This window comes from Spirochaetota bacterium (genome assembly GCA_034190085.1).
Classification (GTDB): Bacteria; Spirochaetota; UBA4802; order UBA4802; family JAFGDQ01; genus JAXHTS01.
On sequence record JAXHTS010000008.1, the window covers coordinates 13,325 to 33,661 of the forward strand.

The 20,337-nt window shown below is 35.7% G+C and carries 19 protein-coding genes; 5 read left to right on the forward strand and 14 right to left on the reverse strand.

Annotated features, from left to right (window positions below; translation table 11 throughout):
* Window positions 1–212 precede the first annotated feature (212 nt).
* Window positions 213–2,039 carry a long-chain fatty acid--CoA ligase gene (locus SVZ03_01915; GenBank protein MDY6932963.1) on the forward strand — a complete coding sequence of 609 codons (1,827 nt, stop codon included), beginning with the start codon at window positions 213–215 and terminating at the stop codon, window positions 2,037–2,039.
* A 75-nt stretch (window positions 2,040–2,114) separates the two neighbouring features.
* Here the strand turns inward: SVZ03_01915 and ahcY are convergent, their stop codons facing one another.
* From ahcY to SVZ03_01980, 13 genes are all read right to left on the reverse strand, one after another.
* Window positions 2,115–3,368 (reverse strand): adenosylhomocysteinase, encoded by a 1,254-nt coding sequence (gene ahcY / locus SVZ03_01920; protein ID MDY6932964.1) that lies wholly within the window; start codon window positions 3,366–3,368, stop codon window positions 2,115–2,117.
* A gap of 91 nt (window positions 3,369–3,459) precedes the next feature.
* Window positions 3,460–3,912, reverse strand: coding sequence for a cytidine/deoxycytidylate deaminase family protein (locus tag SVZ03_01925; protein ID MDY6932965.1), 453 nt, complete (start codon window positions 3,910–3,912; stop codon window positions 3,460–3,462).
* Window positions 3,909–4,508 carry a hypothetical protein gene (locus SVZ03_01930; protein ID MDY6932966.1) on the reverse strand — a complete coding sequence of 200 codons (600 nt, stop codon included), beginning with the start codon at window positions 4,506–4,508 and terminating at the stop codon, window positions 3,909–3,911. The genes SVZ03_01925 and SVZ03_01930 overlap by 4 nt, the downstream gene beginning before the upstream one ends.
* 495 nt (window positions 4,509–5,003) lie before the next feature.
* The gene (locus SVZ03_01935) at window positions 5,004–5,693 is read right to left on the reverse strand and encodes an acetate--CoA ligase family protein (GenBank protein ID MDY6932967.1); all 690 of its coding nucleotides are present in this window, start codon (window positions 5,691–5,693) and stop codon (window positions 5,004–5,006) included.
* An 800-nt stretch (window positions 5,694–6,493) separates the two neighbouring features.
* Entirely contained in the window at window positions 6,494–7,339 is an 846-nt protein-coding gene (locus SVZ03_01940; GenBank protein MDY6932968.1) for a HesA/MoeB/ThiF family protein, read from the reverse strand.
* Window positions 7,302–7,574: a MoaD family protein gene (locus SVZ03_01945; protein MDY6932969.1), complete on the reverse strand. Its 273-nt coding sequence runs from the start codon at window positions 7,572–7,574 to the stop codon at window positions 7,302–7,304. The genes SVZ03_01940 and SVZ03_01945 overlap by 38 nt, the downstream gene beginning before the upstream one ends.
* Window positions 7,575–7,586: 12 nt before the next feature.
* Complete coding sequence (locus SVZ03_01950; GenBank protein MDY6932970.1) at window positions 7,587–8,120, reverse strand: hypothetical protein; 534 nt, start codon at window positions 8,118–8,120, stop codon at window positions 7,587–7,589.
* 290 nt (window positions 8,121–8,410) lie between these two features.
* Window positions 8,411–9,034, reverse strand: coding sequence for a hypothetical protein (locus SVZ03_01955; protein ID MDY6932971.1), 624 nt, complete (start codon window positions 9,032–9,034; stop codon window positions 8,411–8,413).
* Window positions 8,998–9,156 (reverse strand): hypothetical protein, encoded by a 159-nt coding sequence (locus tag SVZ03_01960; protein MDY6932972.1) that lies wholly within the window; start codon window positions 9,154–9,156, stop codon window positions 8,998–9,000. Before SVZ03_01960 ends, SVZ03_01955 begins: the two co-directional genes overlap by 37 nt.
* 508 nt (window positions 9,157–9,664) lie before the next feature.
* Complete coding sequence (locus SVZ03_01965; protein ID MDY6932973.1) at window positions 9,665–9,967, reverse strand: PhzF family phenazine biosynthesis protein; 303 nt, start codon at window positions 9,965–9,967, stop codon at window positions 9,665–9,667.
* A complete protein-coding gene (locus tag SVZ03_01970; GenBank protein ID MDY6932974.1) occupies window positions 9,964–10,542 on the reverse strand; it encodes a PhzF family phenazine biosynthesis protein in 579 nt (192 codons plus the stop codon). Before SVZ03_01970 ends, SVZ03_01965 begins: the two co-directional genes overlap by 4 nt.
* Before the next feature lie 52 nt (window positions 10,543–10,594).
* Window positions 10,595–13,435 carry a sulfatase-like hydrolase/transferase gene (locus SVZ03_01975; GenBank protein MDY6932975.1) on the reverse strand — a complete coding sequence of 947 codons (2,841 nt, stop codon included), beginning with the start codon at window positions 13,433–13,435 and terminating at the stop codon, window positions 10,595–10,597.
* 17 nt (window positions 13,436–13,452) lie between these two features.
* Window positions 13,453–15,387 (reverse strand): sulfatase, encoded by a 1,935-nt coding sequence (locus SVZ03_01980; protein MDY6932976.1) that lies wholly within the window; start codon window positions 15,385–15,387, stop codon window positions 13,453–13,455.
* A 37-nt stretch (window positions 15,388–15,424) separates the two neighbouring features.
* On the opposite strand from SVZ03_01980, the gene SVZ03_01985 reads away from it, so the two are divergent.
* Window positions 15,425–15,559, forward strand: coding sequence for a hypothetical protein (locus SVZ03_01985; protein MDY6932977.1), 135 nt, complete (start codon window positions 15,425–15,427; stop codon window positions 15,557–15,559).
* A 346-nt stretch (window positions 15,560–15,905) separates the two neighbouring features.
* Here SVZ03_01985 and SVZ03_01990 read toward each other — a convergent pair whose 3' ends face one another.
* Entirely contained in the window at window positions 15,906–17,015 is a 1,110-nt protein-coding gene (locus SVZ03_01990; protein MDY6932978.1) for a glycosyltransferase family 1 protein, read from the reverse strand.
* A gap of 405 nt (window positions 17,016–17,420) precedes the next feature.
* On the opposite strand from SVZ03_01990, the gene SVZ03_01995 reads away from it, so the two are divergent.
* The 3 genes from SVZ03_01995 to SVZ03_02005 all read left to right on the forward strand — a co-directional run bounded on the left by SVZ03_01995 (window position 17,421) and on the right by SVZ03_02005 (window position 20,080).
* Complete coding sequence (locus tag SVZ03_01995; GenBank protein ID MDY6932979.1) at window positions 17,421–17,984, forward strand: D-sedoheptulose 7-phosphate isomerase; 564 nt, start codon at window positions 17,421–17,423, stop codon at window positions 17,982–17,984.
* Complete coding sequence (rfaE1, locus tag SVZ03_02000) at window positions 17,977–19,257, forward strand: D-glycero-beta-D-manno-heptose-7-phosphate kinase (GenBank protein MDY6932980.1); 1,281 nt, start codon at window positions 17,977–17,979, stop codon at window positions 19,255–19,257. The genes SVZ03_01995 and rfaE1 overlap by 8 nt, the downstream gene beginning before the upstream one ends.
* Before the next feature lie 103 nt (window positions 19,258–19,360).
* Window positions 19,361–20,080, forward strand: coding sequence for a polysaccharide deacetylase family protein (locus tag SVZ03_02005; GenBank protein MDY6932981.1), 720 nt, complete (start codon window positions 19,361–19,363; stop codon window positions 20,078–20,080).
* Window positions 20,081–20,337 lie beyond the last annotated feature (257 nt).

The following is a 20,337-nucleotide window of genomic DNA, read 5'->3' on the forward strand; positions in this document are numbered from 1 at the left end:
TAATAAAAAAGATATCCAATATTGAAAAGTAGTTTTATTTTAAATTAGTAGAGCTTAAGATCAATTCTTATATTAATAAAGGCAATATAGCAGGTGAAGTGAGGCATAAAATTGCAATCTTTCTTTTCTTCAACCTGTTTTTTTATATAATCATGTAGGGGTAATTGACTTATAGTGCTATAAGTTATTATTATTTGTAAACCGGAGGTACAATGACAGGGCACAAGGAGGTTTCAATAGCAGCTATTTTTCTTAATCGAGTAAATAAATATAGAGATAGAGCATGCATTACCTATAAGAAGGGTGAAAAATATGTTGATATATCCTGGAATCATATGTATGAGAAGATTCAAAGCCTTGGACAATACTTAATATCAGTAGGTATTAAAAAAGGGGATCGAATTTCCATCTTTTCACTGAATAGATATGAATGGTGGATAGCAGATATGGCGATCCTATCCATCAGAGCAATAAGTGTGCCGATTGATGCTACAAGCTCCTTGGAGGAGGCTCAATATGTAATTGATCATTCAGGTTCGAAAGTTTGTTTTATAGGGGATGATGAACAGCTTCAAAAAATAATTAAAGTAAAAAGAAAGCTTTCCGCATTGAAGTGGGTAATTGCCTTTGATAAGCATGATATTAAGAAGAAGGATGTCATATTCTTGGATGATGCTCTTAATAAGGGTAGGGAATATAAAAATACAAGCTCATTTAAAAGAAGATTAAATTCTATCAATCCCTCTGATATGGCGACCATAATTTATAACTTTGGGGCTATAGGAAATCCACGGGGGATTATGCTCTCTCATGATAACATCGTTGCAAACATAAATCAGATATTAGAGAATTCTTGTGAGTATATGACTGAGGATAGTATAGTTCTCTCATCCTTGCCTTTCTCGCATGCAATGGAGAGGATCGGTGGTTACTATATGCCCATTGCAATAGGCGCTAAAGTTGCCTTTGCTGAGAGTTTTTCAAAGATTGAAGAGAATCTATTGGAAGTAAGACCTACAAATTTTATCAATGTTCCGAGACTCTATGAGAGAATATGCGAAAAGGTAGGCATTTATTTTGCACAATTATCCCCTTTCAAGAGGGCTGTCTACTGTTGGGCAATGAAGATTGCTTCAAAAAATGTTAAATATGCCTGTAATAACCTGCAAAGAAAAGGCCTGTATGCAATATTGTATAATATTGCTGATGGATTGGTTTATACTAAGTTAAAGGAATCTATTGGTATGGATAGAATAAAAACAGCGATGTCAGGTGGTGGGCCACTGCCTGTCTCAGTCGCTGAATTTTTTCTGGGAATTGATATTACAATACTTGAAGGTTATGGCCTTACTGAAACTACTGCTATTACACATGCCAATATGATTGGGAAGGTTAAGCCTGGCACTGTTGGAGTGCCAATAAAGGATACAAAGATAAATCTATCCAACGATGGCGAAGTCCTTATTAAGGGGCCGCAGGTGATGCTCGGATATTATAAGGATAAAAAGGCGACAAAAGAGATATTTACTAAGGATGGTTTTCTTAAGACAGGTGATATAGGTGAATTGGACAATGATGGATATTTAGCTATAACAGGAAGAATAAAGGATATAATTATCACTTCTGGCGGGAAAAATATTTCTCCACAGAATATTGAGAGGAGTCTTAAATTATCGAGGTATATAGACCAGGTCGCGATTATAGGCGATAAGAGGAAATATCTTACCGCTCTAATTATCCCCTCTTTTGATGAGATCAAGGAATGGGCAAGGTGTAATAATATCACCTTTATGGATAATAATGAGTTAATAGAAAATGAGAGAATTGTTGATCTATTTGAGAAGGAGGTAGCCAAGTATTCCGAACAATTTTCTCGATTAGAACAGATCAAGAGGTTTATTCTGCTGAATACTGAATGGACTCAGGAAACTGAAGAATTTACTCCAACCCTGAAGGTTAACAGGAGAGTAATTGAAGAGAAGTATGCAAATAAAATTGATAGCATGTATCCACCAAATGTTTATACTCAATTATATTAGAATATTCTAGGGGTTGGGATTAGCATCCCAACCCCTTTAATTATTATAATAGGATACCCATTGTAATAATAAGGCTTATGTGCCCTCCTGCCAGGAATTGAGATATTCGATCTGTTCTTTAGTCAGTTTATCGATTTTAACGCCTAAAGCTTCTATTTGGAGTTTCGCAATCATAGTGTCTATCCTTTCAGGTAGTTTTATAACCTTCACAGGAAGTTTATCTCTATTTTTTACGCAATACTCAACTGCCAGCGCCTGGCCGCAGAAGGATGTACTCATTACTGCTGATGGATGACCTTCAGCACATGCTAGATTAACCAACCTCCCTTCACCAGCAAGATATATCTTTTTCCCATCAACAATATACTCATCAAAGAGAGGTCGAACGCTTCGGTTTGATGAAGCATATTTTATTAGGCTTTTAACATCTATCTCATTATCAAAATGACCTGAATTTGCAAGGATAGCTCCATCCTTCATCTTTTTTATGTGTTCTATCCTGATTACATTTTTATTGCCGGTTACAGTGATAAAGATATCCCCTAAAGGCGCTGCTTTTGCCATAGGCATTACTGAGAATCCATCGAGTTTTGCTTGTAATGCACAAAAGGGATCAACCTCAGTAATAATAACGTTTGCTCCCAATCCCCTGGCTTTAAGTGATACACCCTTCCCGCAGGACCCATAGCCAACGACTACCAGATTTTTCCCAGCAATAAGTATATTTGATGCACGTAAGATTCCATCAAGTGAACTCTGTCCTGTCCCATAGTAATTATCAAGTAGGTGTTTTGTCTTGTTGTCATTTACAGCTATCATTGGATACCTCAACACACCCTCTTTCTCCATTGCATTTAATCTTATTATTCCTGTAGTTGTTTCTTCGCATCCACCATATATATTCGATATCATTTCAGGATGATTAGTGTGTATCTCAGTTACAAGATCGCATCCATCATCTATTGTTATGTTGGGTTTTGCATTGATTACCTTGTTAATAAATCTATAATAATCCTTATTCGTTTCGCCCTTATAGGCATAAACGTTAACTCCCTTCTTAGCTAAGGCAGCCGCAACATCATCCTGAGTAGAGAGTGGATTGCAACTAGTTATTGCAACTGAAGCCCCTCCAGACATAAGAGTATCAACAAGCACTGCAGTCTCTTTGGTAACATGTAGAGCCATTCCTACTGTAATACCCTTTAAAGGCTTCTCCTTTACAAATCGATCCTTAATCTTCAGCAATGCGTTCATCTCCATCATAGCCCATTCAATGTTCTTTATGCCCTGTTCAGCCAGACTCATATCCTTTACTTCATAATCTGCCATAGAATACTCCTTCTGTTTTTTATATTGTGATAAAAGTGAGTAATATAGAATGTGTCAACAATAAAAATTATTATAAAGCAATATTCTAAAATTAAGAATATATAACAATTTCAATCCCAGCCTCTTTGATCATCTCCATGGCAACAGAATCATTGTAATGATTATTTATAACAATTTTTTTTATTCCACTATTTATAAGCATTTTTGTACAAATTGAGCAGGGATGATGTGTAGCATATATTGTAGCACCTTCAATAGAGACACCGTAAAGGGCTGCCTGGATAATTGCATTCTGCTCTGCGTGTAGACCTCTGCATAACTCGTGCCTCTCTCCTGATGGGACATTATATCTCTTACGCAAGCAGGTTTCTTCTGTACAGTGAGATATTCCTATTGGTGCCCCGTTGTATCCTGTAGTTAGTATTCTCCTCTCCTTTACAATAACAGCCCCCACCTTCCTTCTGATACAAGTGGCTCTTGATGAGACATCCTCAGCAATTTTAATAAAGTATTCATCCCAAGATGGCCTAATGATCATTTTCATTCAACCCTATACTTAAAGTTTAATTTTGTGGAAACTCTCTCCTTAGTATTAAGTGTGATGACTGCTTGTAGGGGGACATGCCTCTTTTCTAATGAGATAAGGGTCTTCTGGGGAGGGGTGATATGCTCTGGATTTTCTTCAGCATATCTTCTAAAATAGGATATATCAATCCCTTTTACAAAGGTTTTTAGCTCACCTGGTAGTAATTTGACGCTAGAGATATTATCCCCTATTGACAAATTGAATATTTTTGCTTCAGCATGTTGAATGTTTATATCGGCAATTGAGTTATTATAATAATAAGACTTTTCTACATTGGAGTTAGATTTTATTGTTACTGATAAAACATAGTTACTCGATTTTTCCTCTCTTATAAGAGAAAAACGATATTCCATTTCATCAAGGATAAGGCTTGTAGTATGATAGATACTTTCATGGCCTCTTTGGTTGATAATGGCTAGGATTATTACAATAACTATAATATCTATTATCAGGATAATCTTTGATAACCTTCGTCTTTTAATGAAGGTTTTAGGTTTTTCTCCTGTTCTAATTTTTTCTAATGTCTCCTGAGTAAAGTCTCTTTTGTCAATCATGAGTGGTATAATTTAACCATCCTTGATTATAATATTATGGTTGTTTAATTCAATAACATCATAAATTTTGCCTATATTAAATGTGATTAGTATTTCTCCCTTTTAGCCCTACGATATGGGATGATGTATTATCAAGGGTGTTCAAATGTTATTTTTTTAGAATAATATAAAATTGTCAATAAAAGAATGTGATATCCTAAATTCAAATTCGAAGAGTAACATGGATTCTGTAGGCAATGGCCTCATGAAGCCCTATAGGATAAAGGGTTTTTAAGAAATAAATCCAAACAGGAGGCTAAATGAAAGAGCTAGAATAAATTTGGGCTAGTGCAAATCATACACAAAGATACTAATGTAACAAAGATTTTGTTTAATATCTCCATTTCAATTTCTGTAATTATTCTTTGTGGTTCTGCGCCTTTGTGCGTTTCCTATTCAACTTAGACTGACTTGGAATATATTCAAAGCTTAAAAAATTATAATTTATAAAAAATATTATGAATCTTCGTCACTGCTGCTCCTAAGTATTACTAATGCATCAACTGCAACTGGTTTATTGCCAGCAATTATAAGTGGATTTATGTCTATTTCAGCAATCTCGTCATACTCCATTCCTAAATCTCCTATCCCGATAAGCGCCTTTACTAAAACAGACCTATCTACTGCAGGACTACCCCTGAATTCATCAAGAAGCTTCTTGGTCTTGATCTCATCAATCATCTCCTCGGCATCGAACTCCGTAATGGGCGCAATCCTGAAGCTAACATCCTTCAATACCTCAGTAAAAATACCTCCAAGCCCGAACATAACACATGGTCCAAACTGAGGATCTCTCGTTAAACCAATGACAAACTCTCTAACACCCTTAATCATTTCCTGAACCAGTACCCCATCGAGCTTTGTATCTTTACTCATTATTTCATCAAATGTAGCAATAACCTCTTCATCATTAGCTACCCCCAATTTCACCATACCCATCTCTGTCTTGTGAGTAACCACATCAGAACACCCTTTTAATACTAAAGGATAACCTATATCCTTCGCTATTTTCAGCGCCTTATCCTTTGAGGTAGCCAAACCCTCTCGTGTAATTGGAACACCCGCCATATTTACAAGCCTTTTGGAATCGTATTCCGAAAGCGCCTTCTGTCCTTTTTCAATAGCATTTTTAATTATTTCTTGCATGTAAATTACCTCATAATATTTCGATCGTTAGTTATTATTTATTAAACTCTTCATTTTAATTATGATTTAAAATATAAAAAATATAATTAAGTATTCGATATCTATTATATCTTAAAAAATGAACCGGATATATATATAGAATTAAACAAATAAACAATACATTTAGTAAAACAATCATTTAATGAAAGCATCCCTAAGTCATTCATTCAATAAATATAATCTATTATGTATTACTGCGACCCTGTAATATGATTGCGCTATATTATTATTGAGATTATAGATTTAATATATTTTAATTATATCATTAAATGATCAAGTAGTTTGAATACTTCTTCATCAATAGAATCATTGTCAATGATTTTTTTGCATATTGGACCTACAATCTCAAAAGAGTTATATAGAAAATCCTTGCTAATCACTAAATCTACAGGTTAAAGAATACAATGAAGTCAGAAAAACCGATTTTCAATCACAAATTTCAGGCATTTTCACCCTTCAAGAATCCCATGATTAAAATACTTCTTAATTATGCGAATTGTCTGGATGATTAAAACCTTATAGTACTATTTAGATAATTGAATAAATATCCAATCTGAAGGCGCACTAGATTATATTTTTATTCTTTTACATAATAAGATTTCATAGGGTATTTTGGTTTATGCTCTTAATGATTTTTATAATGATCCATTTGATAAGACCAATAATGCTAAGTATTCGATTGTAATATTAACTTTGATTACCTATAACCAATTTATTAATTAGGATATTGGGAGTGAAAACATTAAAAAGATATAAATTATTCAAATAGTGGAACAGGATTGACATTGAGTATTTCGATTAAGCTTCACTTCTCGAAATTTCATGTTTATACCGTCAAAGACCATGAGTCGGTTAGTGAGCAGTTTCCCGATTCCCACAATGAGCTTGATTGCCTCCATTGCCTGTAGGCAGCCAATGATACCTGAAGTTGTCCCCAATACAGGGGTTATCGTGGAAGGTGGGGCAACAGGGAAGATGCATCGTAGACAGGCTGTCTCTCCAGGTATCATTGTGGTTAAAGCGCCTTCTAACCCGTAAATACCACCATATATATAAGGAATATTCATATTAAGGGCAGCTTGATTCAATAGATATCTTGTTGGAAAATTATCCAAAGCATCCAGAATTATGTCACAATCATGTAAAAGTTTAATGACATTATCCTCGGTTATTGTTCCAACTACACCCTCTATATTGATAGAGGGGTTTAATTCTTGCATCTTCTCTTGTGCAGCACTTGCCTTTTTTCTTCCAATATCCCTATCCAGATAGAGAATCTGACGATTGAGGTTGCTCAAACTTACTTCATCATGATCTACGATTCGTAAATTCCCCACACCTGCCGCGGCAAGGTAGTAAGAGATGGGTGAACCTAGCCCTCCTGCTCCAGAAATGAGAATACTTGATCTCTGCAGTTTCTCCTGCCCTTCAATCCCAATATCATCAACGAGAATTTGCCTCCTATACCTCTCTTGTTCCTTCTCGGCAATCATATGATTTTCAACCTGTAGAGCAGGTATGTGGCTACCTTTGTAAAATAATCCAAAAGAAATGTCAATCTGCCCATCCTCATCCTCCTGCAAAAGCAGACATGAAATCCACTTCATCACCTTCTTTTAAAGGTGTCTGCATACCCTCAAGCATATTAATATTATCGCCATTTACAAAAACAGAAATCGAAGCCAGCACTTCTCCTTGATTATCACATATTTTATCTTTTGATCCCGGAAATCGTTCTTCGAGATTATTGATACATTCCAGAACACTATTTGCAGAAAGCCGCACCTCTTCTTCACCATTTGTGAGTTTACACAACTCTCCTGAAAACCTTGCTATGATCATTCCTAACCTCCTCTATTGCTTCCATCCTAAGCAGACATCGTCTGGTTTATCAAAAAAAATCTTAAACTTTTGGCGTGACTCTTCTCTAACACTCTCTGCTTCCTCCTCTGTCAAGTTATGAGACTTTATCCATGCTTCCATGTGCAGTCCCCCTGGCAACCACTTCTCAATAACCTCTCTCTCATAGACCCATCGTTTCCCCTTTGCGCCAATATTCAACATAATATCTAGAACCTCATCCCTCTGTCTGTCATCACAATAAACACACATAACACAATGCTCAAGTGTCGCCCATTTTTGAGGATCACGATCGTATTTAGCACAAGGAATCTTTCCGCTCTCAACATGAGGATCAATTTTTCTGGCCATCTCATGAATCTCCTCCTTTTCTCCAATGAAGACCCACTTGCCCCAATGCTCTAAGTATTCCTTATTGGTTAATTGCTTGCCATCGAATTTCATGTAGGAAGGGGGTTCACTAGGGCCATCAAAATACTCTTTATTAAGAATAAATATGTACCAGGACTCTGGTCTGTCAAAAATCATATTGACCTCCTATTGCTTAGTAATGGAAATATTTTAAATTGAACACAATAGGGTGCATATCAATGAATTCTAACCTTGTCCCTACTTAATAACATCAAATAAAACAATTGGCACCCCTGTAAGAGTCTGGGATTAAGTATACAAAACTGAATTGTGCAATCCTATTCGCAAAAATGTCACACATGAAAAAGTCGATTTCATAATAATACTGATCTAAGCCAATAACATGTGGTTATAGCAAGATAAAAAATTCCATCAAAAGTTACTATTGCGCTGGCACCATTTAATGTTTAAAATACATATCCACCGGACAGTGTCAATTTAGTATATTTAAACTCCAAATCAATGACATCAGTTATTGTTACAACAAGTGGAGAATAGCCTGGTACAATATCTACGTCTTCTCCAGAAATAGAACCTTCATTAACTGAATAGAGAAATTCTATCTGAGCACCATTTGAAAACCTTAGTCCCATTCCAATACCCCAGTATAAACCACCTTCTAAATCCATTTCTTCCGGAAAATCGTCATCACCTAGAAAGAAGTTATATCCTGCATGCACTGTTGCAAAGGTGGAAACACTACTTCCAGTATCTTTCCCAAATTTAACTAAACCATAGATTGGTATAAACTGAAATTTCCCCTCAAATTCATCTTCATCAAAACCTCTTTCAATCTGGTATGTGACACCTATCCCCAATCCGAATCCATCTGCTATTTTAGCTCCAAATTCTGCTGATATAGAAATAGCATTATCAATATCATAATAAATACTACCACTACTATTAATCGTAACTTTAGACATTTGAGTTGGAAAATCTTCATTATATTGAGCAATAGTAGATGTTACATCTCCTTTTACTTCAGCATCGCCACTTATATCGATTCCCCACTTAAAAATAAAAAAATGCAATTGTTCATCACTCTCTTTTCGCTATCATCCTCTGATTCTTTGTCTTTCTCTGCATATGCAAAATTCAAAAAACAAACAGCCATAAAGAGTAATAGCGCTATTGATATAAATCTTATCCTCATGAAGCCCCTCCCATATTTTTTAATTCTAATATTACAATCTCAATTGTTTTGTACATTCAAGGCATGTATATTCTTTCTTCAATAAAATATGCCCTACAAATAATCAAATCATATAATATCAATCAATTATTAACATATAATTCCTATATGATAAATTCTGCGGATAGTGTCATTTGTCAATAGATAAATACTGCTTCAAGTTTACACACTTCCAATGGAATATATAGTAGTAAGGGATAGTATATATTCTAAGCAGAATATCCAAAGCCCCTATATATAAGTCTATTAATCATCAAAACCAGAACAACCTTTTTTATAAAAATGTTACTTTCCAAAATGTATTTTTATCCACGCAAATAGCTGGGATTACAGTACTTCCCCCAACTATTTATTGAGTGATGGTATAAATTATCATGCTTCGTGAAATCCTATTAAAGAGGTTGGTCATCTCAGAAATGGATGATAGGATAAATGAGAGAGGTTGGATGATTTTTGCAGGGGTTTAAACCTATATGTAAAATGTAGAGTGTCCGATCAATTGACATTTACCACCAATTTCTATATTATATTTTCCATCGTAATAACTTCCTCTCATCATTATTTTGGATGGTCTCCCAATTTCGATTCCCTGTTCATTTTGTATCTCAAATTTTTGGCCAAACACGCCATACTTCAATAAGTAACCGGTTAACGGGCCAGCAGCAGATCCGGTTGCGGGATCCTCAATTATTCCCAAATGCGGAGCAAAAAATCTTGCATGGACCCTTGATTCTGAATTCTCAGTATCAAAGGTGAAAACATATGGCGCTATAGAATTAGTATTTGCAAAAAATCAATAATTTTATTTACAATACCTGTGGCCTCCCGCACTGACGATAGACTTTTAATAGGTATTAATAGTATTGTATTGCCTGTTGACACCTCTTCAATAGGCAGAGCATCTGAAATATCTCCAGGCTTTAATCCGATAAGCCCAGCAATTATGTCTTTATCCTCGAATATATTCCAAAACTCTGGATCATTTTGTCGCATCCAAATATTTCCATCCGATTGTACCAATGGTATTATCCCTACTTTTGTCCTTAGCCTTATTGAACTTTTGTTTTTCAGTTTGACATCAAGATGATTTAGTAAAACATAAGCGGTTCCTAATGTTGGATATCCTGCGAACGGCATTTCTGAACGTGGAGTAAAAATCCTGATATCAAAATCTGCCTGAGCATCAGGACTATTTAAAATAAATGTTGTCTCAGAATAATTGATCTCGTTTGCTAATTTCTGCATCTGATCAAAGCTTAGATCATCAGCCAAAGGAAAGACCGCAAGTTGATTCCCAGCAAATGGGGTATCAGTAAATACATCTAAAAGAATACAATCCCTTTTCATATCTTTCCTTTCCCTTACTGCAAACAAATAATGACTCGCGCGTCATTTTATGCTATTGAATATACCCCCATCCCCTAAGCACCTCCTTTATGCCGGGACTCAAGTTTATATCCTTATCGCTCCTGCTCATCTCCATCCAGTAGTTCAATGGTATTCTTGAATAATAAATAGATGCTTCAGGAATATCCTTCCTCTCCAACCCGGTTTTACCAGGCTCCCGCGCAATATGAAAATCAATATCTCCGGACAATTGAATGGGGTTGTTAAAAATATTCACACACTCTATAGATGAGAATATTCCACTTCTCGGCAAGAGCTTGCCATTCTTATATATTGTAATCGTTAAAGGGGTGTCGCTTGGATCTGTCTCAAAACTCATATATGCGCTCTTTGAGCTAACTCTAGCATTAAAGACTATCTGTTTACTCCATTGAGTGGTAAAGGTTACATACTCATCATATACCTCCGGATATATTATTACACCGCTTTGAGTCTGCGCTTTTACAGTATATAAATTCTCAATGCCGTCAGGGGATGGAGATATCTGAATAAAATTCTTATCAGGATAATCGACATAATTTTGAAGATATAATTCCCTCATTTTATCCAACAGCACATTGTTATGACTACTCAATGAAAGATTATGAGTCTCATATGGATCATATTGCAGGTCATAGAGATACTCCTGGTGCATGATCAGCTTTTTTTTGTCTTCAGTACTTCTATATTTATAGAGGCCCAATAGATTTCTCCAATACTTATATCTTCCATTGTATACAAATCCCCGCTGAAATCTTCCCACAAATGAAGCTATGCTCCTCTTGGTTTTATCCTTATCTTTGCTGAATAACATTCTTTTAAAACTCTTTCCACTAAATTTTTCACACTCCCTAGCTAACGCAAGATCAAGAAGTGTTGGGCTGATATCCAAGGCGCTTATCGTTGACGTCACCCTTCCGGGAACCACATTTAGGTTAGAAGGAGCAATTATAATCCATGGAATATTTACAACATCATCATACAGATTTATATCACCTTTCCTGATATAGATTGAATGATTATATGACGAAGCCACTAATTGGGATTCTCTTTCAAATATGGAGAACCAATCCCTATTCTCACCCTCCCCTCTATAGTATAAACACCGACCCATGCTGTGATCTGAAGTGATAACAACAATCGTATTTTTGTCTAAATGTAATCTTTCGAATGCATCCATTATATGACCGAGGCAGTCATTCATATAACGCAAGTTGCCTAAAATCGTAGCGGAATTTATAATAAAGTTGCATTGAAAATATGCAGGGATAAAATATCTCAATGGAATCCAACGCGGCGTATGCGGAACATTGATGTGGGAATAAAGGAAAAATTTTCTATTTTGGTTTTCATTCAAAAACTCAATTATCCTTCTGAAATTCTCTGTTAGTTCAGTTGTCTCCATCGTATAATCGTAGTTCTCATCAAATCCAAGATCAACTCCAACGCCAGAAACACCATGCCCCTGGGCATTGCAGCTTATCTGCTTTGTAAAATATCCATGTTTGGATAACTCGTCAGCAAGGCTAGCAAAACCCATATCATGGAACTCGCTCTTATTCTTGTCGGTTACAATATTTCTGAAAACTGGAAGACGACTCTTTGTGTACAACTGTGAAGTCCAGAGCGACACTATGGAAGGACGCGTCACCTGTCCTGTACTGTACATCCTGTCAAAGATACAGATGTTATCAGTATATCTATCAATTATTGGGGTTACAACTCTGCGAGGCCCGAGCTTAATAAAGGCCTCGTCCAGGTTGTTTTTCTCAAATACATCATAATATTCATATAGATCAATATGATATTTGGATAAAGTATCGAATATAAGATATACAATGTTTAAATGATCATCCCTTTTTTTCTCACAAAGTGTCAAGATCCTCGGAGATCCAAGAAAAAGATAGTTCCTATCGCCACCCTCCACAGTAATCTCTATCTCAAGTTTCCCTTCGCTTCCTGGTATTTCCTGCTTTATTCTCTCCCATCCAACATAATCTGTCAAAACGCTCCTTCCTCGATGTCGCAAGTAAAAAAAGATGGAAGAGATAGGATTTGAATACCTGAAGGGGAGAATATCAGGTTTCCTTTCTCTCATTATCTTCTTTTCTAATAAAAGCCTCTTCCTTTTTCTGTCTGCAAAAAACAATCTCAGGATGCCGTCCCCAGTATATGAATCAGCAAGGGTGGGAAAAACTGCATCAAATTCTATAAACCTAGCCTTACCCCTAGTTTTCCCTAACGCATAAACAATCCTCGAATCTCCCTTCAGGACTATAGAATTCTTTTGATAGGTATAATAAAATATCCTACCAGTCGAATATTTCAGATTATTACTTATAGATTTATTGTAATAAGGATTAGTATCGATATAAAAGTCATCCCTTCGTAATTCGCTCTTTAGGAGAAAATCGCGATCCTTCCTTGTGAGAGGATTACTAATCTCAGCATCCTTAAGGCTGCGGATTAGGTCTATCTCAACCTCCTCATGAGAATCATTAGTATATTCTACTGATGCGGCTTTATTTCGCAAATATTCCTGATCATTTGGGAAGAAGCAATAATTGTACCAGCATAAAAGGAAGACCAGAACTATCAATCCAATGGACAAGAGGGTAATTATGAAATATTTTAGAGAGTGATAAAGAAATTTCAATCTATCGATCTTTTTGATGAGATAGAAAATAATCCAAATAGATATGCTAACCGCAATTACCTCTTTCAAGGAATAGTAGAGATACGCTGTTCTAGACCAATTTTTAAGAATATATATTATAATACATATACATATTACTGTTATGAACATATTACGCCAAGGACGTAAAAACTCTTTTATCTTGTTAATCCTTTTCATTTGAAGAAAAACACACATCAATAACGCAGTATTGGATAGATATAATCATTCTTAATATACACATCGCTATTTCTTCCAATCCATTGGAAGAGTTTATTCTTTAATCTATGAAAATTTGACTTATCAATCGAAGCGATATTTGTCGTCTCACCGGGATCACGCAGGGTATCATACAACTCGTATGCGATTCTATCCCTCAAAGGCATATAGATAAGCTTGTATCTACCGTCAAAGATATACCTATGTTTTGCTAAATTTACAGTATCCGCATAATTCTTATTAACTACAACCTGATTATCAAGCTGGAAGTCTATCTCAGAAAGTAAGGCGATATCGGGATAGATAATTCGTAGCTTTTGAAAGAAAAGATCACTACGCATATTGTTGTCGAACCAGATTCCGGTTTCCCCAAAAGCGCATAACGCATCAGCCCTTCCCCCTTCAAGAAGTGGCAACAAGGACACACCCTCCATGTGATCGGGAATAGTCTCATTCAGGATAGACAACAGGGTTGGAGCCACATCAACATGCCGTACAACATCGAATATGTCTCTCTTCTCTAAGCCCAATTTCGGGTATCGGATTATGAGTGGAATTCTGGTAGAATAAAAACCCCTAAAATGCTCTCCATGCCCCATCCCAAGTGATGCCTCATAAAGATTCTCCCCGTGATCTGACAGTATCACAATTATTGTGTTATCCAGAATATCATTATCAGATAAAAATTTTATTATCCTGCCCACCTCATCATCAAAGGCCCTCAAGCCTCCATCGTATAGCGCTCTGATCTGTTCGATGTCCTCTTCTGATAAATTGACCTCCTTGTTGCTATCCAACGAGACTATTCTCTGTTTGAAATACTTGTATGGGCCCTTATAATCATTCTTTGAGTAGAGTTTATAATATGGATAGGGAGAGGCATAAGGGAAATGTGTGGAAGAGAAGAAGGTCGTAATAAAGAATGGCCTGCCCTTAGATTTTTTCAAAGACCTGAGTATTCTCTCTCTTAAAAAATATGTCGGGCAAAAGTACGCTGAATCCTTCAATACCGGAAACAAAGACAATCCCATTGTATTCGTCAGCAGGGGAGAGAGGAATGTGTGATCTCCCAATATAGATTGTTCTATGAGAAACTCAAAATTGAAATATGGGACATCAAGGTTTTCAAAACCCAGATCAATTCGGCTAAAGATATCTCCGGCAAAATCCGCGACTACCGATGAATAGTATCCCTTATCATTTAATATCCTAACTATGGTCTCAAAATTTCGATTAACATCACTTGATATTGGAAACATATGCCGAATCCCATGGGTTGATGCAAACTGCCCTGTAAGGATGGAAACCCATGACGGGAAGGTCCTTGGAACCTCAATATATGCATTCCTGAAGGAGACCCCCTGGTTGATCAAGCTATCAATATTGGGAGTTGTATCTATAGAGTACCCATATCCGCTAAAATGATCCGGCCTTAGGGCATCGGATGCCAGAATTAAAATATTTGGTTTATCACTCTTATCAAATCCATCCAAATCAAGGGAATATACTATAGATAGGACAATGGAGATGCATAAAAGAAAAAGGATAATCCTATTGAAAATTATGTTTCTGGCCTTCAAGGCAGCCAAAAGAATAATAACGAAAACCGATGATATGATTATAATCTGTAACATCGTTAAAATTGCGGGATTGATGTTATCTGCAAAAAAATCGAGTATAATCTTGTTGGCATGATTTTTGAAGTAAAAATTATTCATATATACCTGTGGATAGTTGACTATATCCTTAAAGAAGGTGATAAAAAATATTATACTCGAAAAAAGAAGATTTAACAGGAATCCTTTACGCCGGTTTATTTCTTTATTAAATATATAGGAATAGGAAAAGAGAAATAATTGGATCATCATACCAAGAACAAGGCCGATCACTAAATATACGAATAATATTTTCAACAGGAAAAATATTATATGCCCAAGGAAATTGTCTAATATGAAATTTTCAATAACCTCGCTAGTATTTCCCATATATGATATTGATAAATTGTTAACCAAACCATATAAGAAGAATAGGAAAAAGAGGGATGGACCTGCTACTGAGGGGAATAAAAAATTCTTTATCGTGTAAAATTTTTCCTTTAACATTCAATTTATTTTGGATTAGGGGAAAATAATATCTCAAACATAAGGGGAAGAATTAAACCGATTATTCTATCGGTCAAGCTATTTTCTCGGATTTTCACTAGACACTATAAAACAACCCAAAAACTATGAATTACAGGCAGTTACCATCACCCTCACTCCTGCATCATAATGTGATTCCTTCATTAGCCGGGAATGATATCTGCCAAATGTAGCTGATAGCGCATCTTCAACCCACTCACTCTACTACTCAACATGTCAGCATGGCTTTGTTATCAATCATAAGGTCCTCTTCTTAGCCGAAAATGGGAGGTGATGGTACAGCTTTATTATCACAAATGGACATCCTCAAAGAGTCTTATGAATTCTCTTGCAGTCCTTTCCCATGAATACTTTTTACAATTATCAAAACCCTTTTCAATAATTTCACTTTTCAGAGCCATATTATTTGCAATCTCAAGCATCCCCTTTGCGATATCATCGATGTCATAGGGATTTACCAACAGCCCCCCTTCCCCTGCCACCTCCGGACAACTGGATACCCTGCTTGTTATTACCGGGCAGCCGCAGGCCTGCGCCTCAAGGATTGGCAAGCCAAAGCCCTCATATTTAGATGGATAAAGGAAACAATCCGCCAGGTTGTATATTGCTACAAGCTCATCATCCTCTAAATAATCAAGCTTGATCACTCGTTGGCTCAGATCATGCTCTTTTATAAAATCATATACCTTATTATCCCTCCAGGAATACCCCCCGATGAAATAAATATTGTGCTCCACCCTATCCTTAATTCTCAAAAATGCCTTTAACACGTTTATCATATTCTTCCTAGGACTCAGTGAGCCTATATATAAATAAAATGGCATTTTGAGATCATACTTCATAATAACACCCTTAAGTATATTCTTATCTGTGATTTTCCTAAACTTCTTCTCCACACCCTCCGTAATAATTCTAATTCTATTTTTCTCAATATTAAGAAGCTCAATCATTCTAGAAGCGGTAAATTCTGAAACAGTCAAATCAATGTATGAGAATTTCGCTGCCACTGGAATCATTAGCTTGTGGTGAAGGTTGTCGAAAAACCTAAACTCACGGAAATTAAATTTCTCAAAATATACTATGTCATGATACACAGGAATCTTCCTGCCCCTTATAATCGGCGAATATGTATTCTTTGGAAACAAAAATACATCGATCCTATTCAGATATGAAAATATTGGGATATATATATAATCATAGATAAATTTATTTCGTATTCTACGGATGATCATTCTAAAATTATTCGGCATTGCAAAATCCAGATGGATCTCTTCCTTCAATAAGATATAATATATATTTTTTTTATCGATCACTGACAACTCTCGTAAAATATTATATAGATATCTATATGGCCCTCCCTGTCTATCGTTCAAGACCCTTGCATTTATTGCAATCTTCATAGCATAAATCCTAAAAAATTAATATGTTGGCGAGCTTACTCCAATATTAACATCCTCATAAAGGGAAGGTAAACATACCGCATATTAGACATATCCTCTCAGGAGGGCAATTACAATTTACAATTCACTCCAATATGAATTTCTGGTATAATTCGCCAAACTCTTCGCTGCTTGGGATTACATTACTTTGCTTGCTATATTTTAATTACCCCCCTAGATGGATTGAATAATTAATCCATCGTATCGAAATCCAGTATTATAGCAGGTATAATATTATAAAGAAGAAACACTATTAAAATGCTTGATGAAATATATCATATAATTATTATAGTTGTTCAATTGCAATCATTACATTGAGGATAATGAATGATGTAATAATTACCCCTAATACAGAATAGAATAAAAATGATCTTAAACGATTCAATATACGAACATATAGAAGTTGTCAAAGGTCTGATATCACTCGAAAATGAAGTAACCAAATTCGCATCCAGGTTATCAACAGCCTTTCGAGATGGACATAAACTCTTAATAATGGGGAACGGGGGAAGCGCCGCAGAGAGTCAGCATTTTGCAGCGGAAATTGTAGTGCGATATAAAAAGAATAGAAAGGGATTGCCAGCCATTGCCTTAACAACAGACAGCTCAATTTTAACGGCTACAGGGAATGATTATTCCTTTGATGAGATATTCTCAAGACAAATTGAAGCATTAGCCAAAAAAGGAGACATAGTGTTAGGCATATCAACATCTGGAAAGAGCATTAATGTATTGCATGGAATGCGCGCGGCAAAGAGCATAGGCTGTTATACCATTGGCCTTCTTGGGAATGACGGTGGAAGCATATCCAGACTATCAGATTTGCCTATTGTAATTAAGAGCCATAACACACCGAGAATTCAGGAATGTCATAGCATTATCATTCACATAGTCTGTGAAATACTCGATGAGGAGTTTGTGAATGAATAAACTCGATCTATCAAGTGCATATGTATTAACTGTTGGAGATATTATACTTGATAAATTCTATTTGGGGAAGGTTAGCAGAATATCTCCAGAAGCTCCTGTACCTATAGTACAGATTAACGAGCAGAGGTATGCTCTCGGTGGAGCTGGTAATGTAGTAAACAATATTGCTCACCTTGGAGCTGCGTCATATCTTATTGGTATAGTAGGGAAGGACAGCAATAGGGATATAACAAAAAAACTGCTCAAAGATATTAATATAGAAAGCAAACTCTTTGAGACAGAAAATCCCACAACTACTAAAATTAGAGTAATAGGAGAACACCAGCAGGTAGTAAGACTTGATTTTGAATCTACACAAGAGATAGGGTATTCACTCCAGGAAAAAATTGAAAAGGAAATCGATAATTGCATCACTAATGTTGGTGCCCTAACAATCTCCGATTATGGCAAAGGTCTATGCTGTTTCGATCTTTGTCAATATATGATCAAAAAGGCCAAGCATGCTGATATTCCATTAATAGTAGATCCCAAAGGATGCAACTGGGATAAGTATAAAGGAGCAACGATTATTACACCAAACATCAAAGAATTTGGTCAAGTCGTTGGCAAAGAGATAATAAACGAAAATGAGGAGATAGAAAAATATGGCATTGACGTTATTAATAAATTAAATCTTGAATATCTGCTTATAACGAGGTCCGAGAAAGGGATGAGTTTAATATCAGAAAATGGATGCTACCATATACCGACCGAGGCAATCGAGGTCTATGATGTATCCGGTGCAGGGGACACTGTGGTGGGAACGATAGCCACTGCCCTTGCCTCAGGCCTGACCATGTTAGAATCTGTACAACTCTCAAATACCGCAGCCGGAATTGTTGTGCAGAAATTTGGTACAGCGCCGATCGAAATTGATGAGCTTTTACATTCCCTGCACACACATGGTGATTCAAAAATCATAACACAGGATGTACTCCCACGCATCATTAAACATCTGTCGAAAAAAAATAATAGAATAATCTTTACATATGGTGAATTTGACTTTTTAAACCTAAAAGACTTACACTTTCTTAAAGAGATCCGAGAAAAAGGAGATAAGCTAATAATTGGATTTAATTATCCAATTAAAGATAAGATTCATGATGCCTTAATTGAATTAATCTCAAACCTCGAATTTGTCGACTACTTAGTAACTTACAATAATATAACACTCCCCTTATTTTTATCATCTATTCCCGAGGATGTAACTATTATCAATAGAGGGGATCAGTAGTTGTAATAGCTTTGATAATCTGCAGAACAAATTATTTGACAAGTCGAGTGTATCTTTAAAAGTATCCTTTATCGATATAGTTTAAACAAAATATTGAGATAACATGAAAAAAATAATAATAATATTTACTTCAATTATATTAATTATTCTATTATGGAATCTAAGCAGAAGCAAGGATTATCAAATTTTCGGGAAAATTATTAACCGAATAAATACATCTGAAAAAATAGTTGCCTTAACCTTTGACGATGGTCCCACAATAAAACATACAGATCAAATTATAGAAATTCTAAATTCAACAAATATTAAAGCCACCTTTTTCTTAGTGGGTAAATATATTGAAGAAAACCCTCAAGAATTTAAAAAGATCGTAGATCATGGGCATGAAATTGGCAATCATTCATATTCTCATAAACTTATGATTATTAAAAGTTATAAATCTATTGCTAAAGAGATCAAAAAAACAAACAATTTAATAAAACAATTAGGCTACAGGGGTGAAACATACTTTCGACCTCCCTATGGGAAAAAATTATTTATATTACCCTACTATCTTGATAAAAATAATATTACAACAATAACCTATGATGTTGCACCTGATAGCTATTTAGATGTTAGCGCAAGCCCAACACAAATATCAGACTATGTTGTCAATAATACAAATCCAGGCTCTATTATACTTTTACATATTATGTTTAAATCATATATAAGTTCGATGAAGGCTGTTCCAGATATAATAAATAGATTAAGAGTTCGTGGATATCGCTTTGTTACAATAACAGAATTAATTGAGCATTCGGAACATCAACAATCATCATTATAGGATAATCCGTTATACCTTCTACAATTTAAACGGATAAACATATTTTAATCTATTTCAAACCTATAATTTTGACATTTCGCTTCCCAAATTCTCAGCACCAATCTAATTTCTAAATTATCCTTGTATTTTTTTTTTTACTCGGGCGCGGCACCCGATGGTGGTGTCCTTGCCGATCAGCACCGGGCCGTGGAGCTCGGCCATGTCGTGAACGTCGCAGTTGCCCTCCATGAAGACGCCCCCGTCTCCCAGGTCGCCGT

Coding starts and splice junctions, on each gene's coding strand:
- SVZ03_01915 (MDY6932963.1), top strand. CDS start 213: ATGACAGGGCACAAGGAGGTTTCAATAGCAGCTATTTTTCTTAATCGA.
- ahcY (MDY6932964.1), bottom strand. CDS start 3,368: ATGGCAGATTATGAAGTAAAGGATATGAGTCTGGCTGAACAGGGCATA.
- SVZ03_01925 (MDY6932965.1), bottom strand. CDS start 3,912: ATGAAAATGATCATTAGGCCATCTTGGGATGAATACTTTATTAAAATT.
- SVZ03_01930 (MDY6932966.1), bottom strand. CDS start 4,508: ATGATTGACAAAAGAGACTTTACTCAGGAGACATTAGAAAAAATTAGA.
- SVZ03_01935 (MDY6932967.1), bottom strand. CDS start 5,693: ATGCAAGAAATAATTAAAAATGCTATTGAAAAAGGACAGAAGGCGCTT.
- SVZ03_01940 (MDY6932968.1), bottom strand. CDS start 7,339: ATGAAGTGGATTTCATGTCTGCTTTTGCAGGAGGATGAGGATGGGCAG.
- SVZ03_01945 (MDY6932969.1), bottom strand. CDS start 7,574: ATGATCATAGCAAGGTTTTCAGGAGAGTTGTGTAAACTCACAAATGGT.
- SVZ03_01950 (MDY6932970.1), bottom strand. CDS start 8,120: ATGATTTTTGACAGACCAGAGTCCTGGTACATATTTATTCTTAATAAA.
- SVZ03_01960 (MDY6932972.1), bottom strand. CDS start 9,156: ATGAGGATAAGATTTATATCAATAGCGCTATTACTCTTTATGGCTGTT.
- SVZ03_01970 (MDY6932974.1), bottom strand. CDS start 10,542: ATGAAAAGGGATTGTATTCTTTTAGATGTATTTACTGATACCCCATTT.
- SVZ03_01975 (MDY6932975.1), bottom strand. CDS start 13,435: ATGAAAAGGATTAACAAGATAAAAGAGTTTTTACGTCCTTGGCGTAAT.
- SVZ03_01985 (MDY6932977.1), top strand. CDS start 15,425: ATGAAATTTTCAATAACCTCGCTAGTATTTCCCATATATGATATTGAT.
- SVZ03_01990 (MDY6932978.1), bottom strand. CDS start 17,015: ATGAAGATTGCAATAAATGCAAGGGTCTTGAACGATAGACAGGGAGGG.
- SVZ03_01995 (MDY6932979.1), top strand. CDS start 17,421: ATGATCTTAAACGATTCAATATACGAACATATAGAAGTTGTCAAAGGT.
- rfaE1 (MDY6932980.1), top strand. CDS start 17,977: ATGAATAAACTCGATCTATCAAGTGCATATGTATTAACTGTTGGAGAT.
- SVZ03_02005 (MDY6932981.1), top strand. CDS start 19,361: ATGAAAAAAATAATAATAATATTTACTTCAATTATATTAATTATTCTA.